Origin of the sequence: Tabrizicola sp. (assembly GCF_051645465.1) — a bacterium.
Lineage (GTDB): Bacteria > Pseudomonadota > Alphaproteobacteria > Rhodobacterales > Rhodobacteraceae > Tabrizicola.
In genome coordinates this window covers 1-4,060 of sequence record NZ_JBOFBI010000102.1, presented here as the reverse complement: position 1 = coordinate 4,060, position 4,060 = coordinate 1, and the positions used below count along the sequence as shown (strand labels likewise).

General features: G+C 65.8%; 4 protein-coding genes. 1 reads left to right on the top strand and 3 read right to left on the bottom strand.

Annotated features, from left to right (window positions below; translation table 11 throughout):
* The 3 genes from ACRCSW_RS06655 to kynU form a co-directional block, all read right to left on the bottom strand.
* Positions 1–697 (bottom strand): cellulase family glycosylhydrolase (locus tag ACRCSW_RS06655; RefSeq protein ID WP_438703637.1); only part of this gene is annotated, 697 nt, incomplete at its 3' end.
* A 90-nt stretch (positions 698–787) separates the two neighbouring features.
* Positions 788–2,011, bottom strand: coding sequence for a glycoside hydrolase family 5 protein (locus ACRCSW_RS06650; RefSeq protein WP_438703635.1), 1,224 nt, complete (start codon positions 2,009–2,011; stop codon positions 788–790).
* A gap of 52 nt (positions 2,012–2,063) precedes the next feature.
* On the bottom strand, positions 2,064–3,260 hold the full coding sequence (gene kynU / locus ACRCSW_RS06645; protein WP_438703633.1) for a kynureninase: 1,197 nt from the start codon (positions 3,258–3,260) through the stop codon (positions 2,064–2,066).
* 241 nt (positions 3,261–3,501) lie between these two features.
* On the opposite strand from kynU, the gene ACRCSW_RS06640 reads away from it, so the two are divergent.
* A complete protein-coding gene (locus tag ACRCSW_RS06640) occupies positions 3,502–3,963 on the top strand; it encodes a methyltransferase family protein (RefSeq protein ID WP_438703632.1) in 462 nt (153 codons plus the stop codon).
* Positions 3,964–4,060 lie beyond the last annotated feature (97 nt).

The window sequence follows — 4,060 nt, the reverse complement described above, 5'->3', positions numbered from 1 at the left end:
CGCCGATGAGCGCAGTGTCGATCTGTTCCAGCCCGTCCGTACCGCCCCAGCAGGCACCCGACAGGATCAGCGGCAAGTCGGGGGCGGCTGCGCGTGCGGCAGCGTGGAGGCGGGTCAGCTGATCGGGCCAGAGCATGGGGCCGGTCTTCTGCCAGATCGCGTCACAGTCGCCGGTTGGTTCGTTCAGAAGCTCAAGCGCCGTGCGGTCCGGGTCCATGCCGTGAAGCCGCGCTGCGACCTTGCCCGCCAAAGCGACATGCGCATCGAAAAGCTGCGGGTTGCCGACGATGTCATCCGTGCCCCAGGTCTCATCTCGCCGGGGGATCGAGTGGAGATCGACGATCACTTTCAGCCCTGCGTCCTGCGCGAGGCTGGCGGTCAACTGAATCTGATCGATCAGAGCATCCTGCGCCTCGCCCGGCCCCAGCCGAAGGAGGGGTGCCGGGTCGAACGGCAGGCGGACGAAGTCGAACCCCTTGGCCTTCAGGTCCATCACGGCCTCAAAGGGGATCACTTTCCGCCAGTCAGGATAGACATCCAGAAAGCCGGGGCGGGTGACCATATCCTCGGTCGTCAGCCATTCGTTCCAGACTTCAAGGCCCAGCCCGCGTTTCGGCTGGAAGCGGTCGGCGGCGGTTTCGGCCTGAACCGGCAAGGCGACGGCAAGTGCGGCGACAAGGCCCGAGCATCTGATCATGCGCTTCTCCCGTTTCGGCTATCCAAGCGCATTCGTTGCGGGCTGCAAACACCTGCGGCCCGTGTCAGCGAAATCCCGCGGCCAGGCGGGTCAGTCGCTGCAGGGCTGAAGCCCGAGCGCCTGGCATGTCTCGGGGGCGAGGTCGCGCAGAGGGTCGCCGTCGATGGACACGCCCATGCCCCCCGCATAGCCCAGCACCGCCCAGCCCATGCCGGCGGCTTCGGCGGACCCGCGTTTGTGTGCGAGGAAGGCATGGTACCATTCCCGCGGCAGGGACGACCCGTCCACGGTGTGGAGCGCGCCGAATTCGCCGAGGAGCACCCGATTGCGGGGGATGCCATGCGTATCGGCCCAGGCGGCGATAACCGCGATGTCGTCGGCGACGGCGCGATCGGGGGTCTCGCTGTAAGTCTTGATTTCGGCGGCGATGGCCTCGGCGTCGGCCTGGCCTTCGGCTGCCATCATCCGCGCTTCGGCGTCGGCGGCAAGCTTGGCTGCGATTTCGGGCGTCATCAGCGAGGGCGGATAGGGCAGGTCCCAGATGTATTTCGCGGGAGGCGGGGCCCACATTGCACCCTGGTGGGTGTAGACGTAGGGGGAATAGCTGTGGAAGGTCCAGATGACGTTGTCATCCGGGATCAGTGTAGGGTCGAGCGCCTTGAGGGCGCCAGCCTGGCTCCAGCAGGCGCCGGTCAGGACGAGGGCGAGGTCGGGGGCACCTTTGCGGGCCGCGGCATGGAGGTCGGCCTGCATCGCGGGCCATCTTTGCGGAGCGCCCATGAAGACGCCCTCACAGTCGATGGTCGGCTCGTTCAGGAGCTCGAAGGCGACCCGGTCCGGTGGCAATCCGTCCAGCGCCGTGGCGATCCGACCGATGAGCGTCACGTAGTCGGGCCAGAGCGCGTCCTGTATGCCGTCGAGGCCCCAGGGTTCGGCGGGCCGGGGGATAGGATGCATGTCGACGACCACCTTGAGGCCCGCCGCGAGCGCCACTTCGACACCTTCGCGCATGTCGGCGATCAGGGCGTCCTGCGCCTCGCCCGGTCCGAGGGCCAGCATCGGCGCGGGGTCTACTGGCACACGGACAAAGTCAAAGCCGTTCTTGGCGAGAAGGCTGAACATATCGGGCGTGATGGACTTGCGCCAGTCGGGATAGGGGTCAAGGTAGCCCGGCTTCGCGAGCATGTCGGCGACGGGGAGCCAATCGATCCAGAGATCGATGTTAAGTCCCCGCTTAAAGACCGGGGGGTCGGCAGATGCGGGTTGGGCCAGAGCGGTGGCCAAGGCTAGGGCGATACAAATGGAGCGGATCATGTGGCCTCGGTCAAAATGAGATTGGTTTGGAATGTGGTAGCGCGTCGGTCCCTCAGGTCACCAGCGCACGCTGTTTGAACTCCGGCTTGTCCCAGCTGCCGTAGTCCATGATCTTGGCGAGCCTGTTCACCGCCTGGGCGACGTCGTCATCGTCGATGTAAAGCGGTGTGAAGCCGAAGCGCAGGATATCAGGGGCGCGGAAATCGCCGATCACGCCCTCGGCGATCAGGGCTTGCATGATGGCGTAGCCTTCAGGGTGACGGAAGCTGACCTGGCTGCCGCGCATCAGGTGTGAGCGGGGGGTGGCGAGTTGCAGCATGGGCGCGCGGGTTCCGATGGCCTTGATGAACTGGTCCTGCAGGCGGAGGGACTGGAGATGGACCTCGGTCATGTCGACACCGTCCCAGACGTCGAGTGCGGCTTCCAGGGCGGCCATCTGGAGGACGGGGGGCGTGCCGACGCGCATCCGCTCGATCCCGCGACCGGGGCGGTAGGCGAGGTCGAAGGCGAAGGGGGCTTCGTGGCCAAGCCAGCCGGAGAGGGCGGGGCGGGCGGTCTCGGCGTGGCGGGGGGCCACGTAGATGAAAGCGGGGCCGCCGGGGCCGGAGTTGAGGTACTTGTAGGTGCAGCCGACGGCGAAGTCGGCCTTGGTGCCGGTCAGGTCGACGGGGAGGGCGCCGGCGCTGTGGGCGAGGTCCCAGATCGTGAGCGCCCCCATCTCATGCGCGCGCTTGGTGATGTCGCCCATGTGGTGACGGCGGCCGGTGCGGTAGTCGACTTCGGTGATGAGGGTCACGGCGACGGTATCGTCGATCGCGGACATGACCTCTTCGGGGGCCACCGTCTTCAGCCGGTACTGGCCGCCGAGGGTGCGGCAGAGGCCTTCGGCCATGTAGAGGTCGGAGGGGAAGTTGCCGGTGTCGGAGAGGATGACCTTGCGTTTGGGGTTCATCTCCAGGGCCGAGGCGAGGGCCTGGTAGACCTTGATCGAGAGGGTGTCGCCGAGGACCACCGTTCCGGGGGCGGCACCGATCAGCCTGCCGATCCGGTCGCCGAGGACCGCTGGCTGGGCCATCCAGCCGGCCTTGTTCCAGCCGCGGATCAGAAGCTCGGCCCATTCCCCCTCCATCGCCCGGGCCATCCGGGCGGGGGCCGTCTTGACCATGGGGCCGAGGGAGTTGCCGTCGAGGTAGATCACCCCCTCGGGCAGGTGGAAGAGGCTTTTCGTGGCGGCGAAATCGGTGGGCATTCGGGGTCTCCTCTTCGCTGCTTTATCGGGCCTGGAGGAGCGGTTGTCGAGACATGTGATTGGGGGGTGGGCACAGTGCACAATTTTTCCAGGCAAGGAAAATCAATGGCTTGCGGGCGCACGTTAGCTTTTCGGTAAGAAGTGCCCTTCGGGACCAATCGATCTTCCGGGCGACAAACCTGGACCGGTGGGGTTGCGCGCGGGAAGTGCCTCTGTCTAGATCGGCCCAAAGGAGAACGCCGTGCGCCCCCTTCTTGCCGAGATCGACATTCCGCCAAGCTGGCTTGCCCTGCATGTCGCGGTGGCCTGGGTGCTGTCGTTCGTTTCGCCGACCCTCTTCGGCGTGGTCGGAGACTGGGTCGGGAAGGCGTTGGTCACGGTTGGGATCGGGATCATGGCCGGGGCCGCCGTGCAGATGTTGCTCTCACGCACGACGATCATCCCGCGCCGGGATCCGAACGCCTTGGTCACGACCGGGCTTTTCAGCCTTTCGCGGAACCCGATCTACTTCGCGGACGCATTGATCCTTCTGGGTGCGGTGCTGTGGCTGGACGCGATACTGGCGCTGCCTTTGGTGTTGACGTTCGTCTTGCTGATTCAACTGCGGTTCATCCAGGACGAGGAAGCGCGCCTGAAGGCGGCCTTCGGAGCCGACTTCGACGATTGGGCGGCGCGGACCCACCGCTGGATCGGGCGAAAGTGACGCGGCGACGCGTGAGAAATGCAGGGTTTGAAATATTGTTGCGCGGTGATAAGTGCGACGTGACTGTTTATGACTTGAGGAACAGGATCGGGGGGCG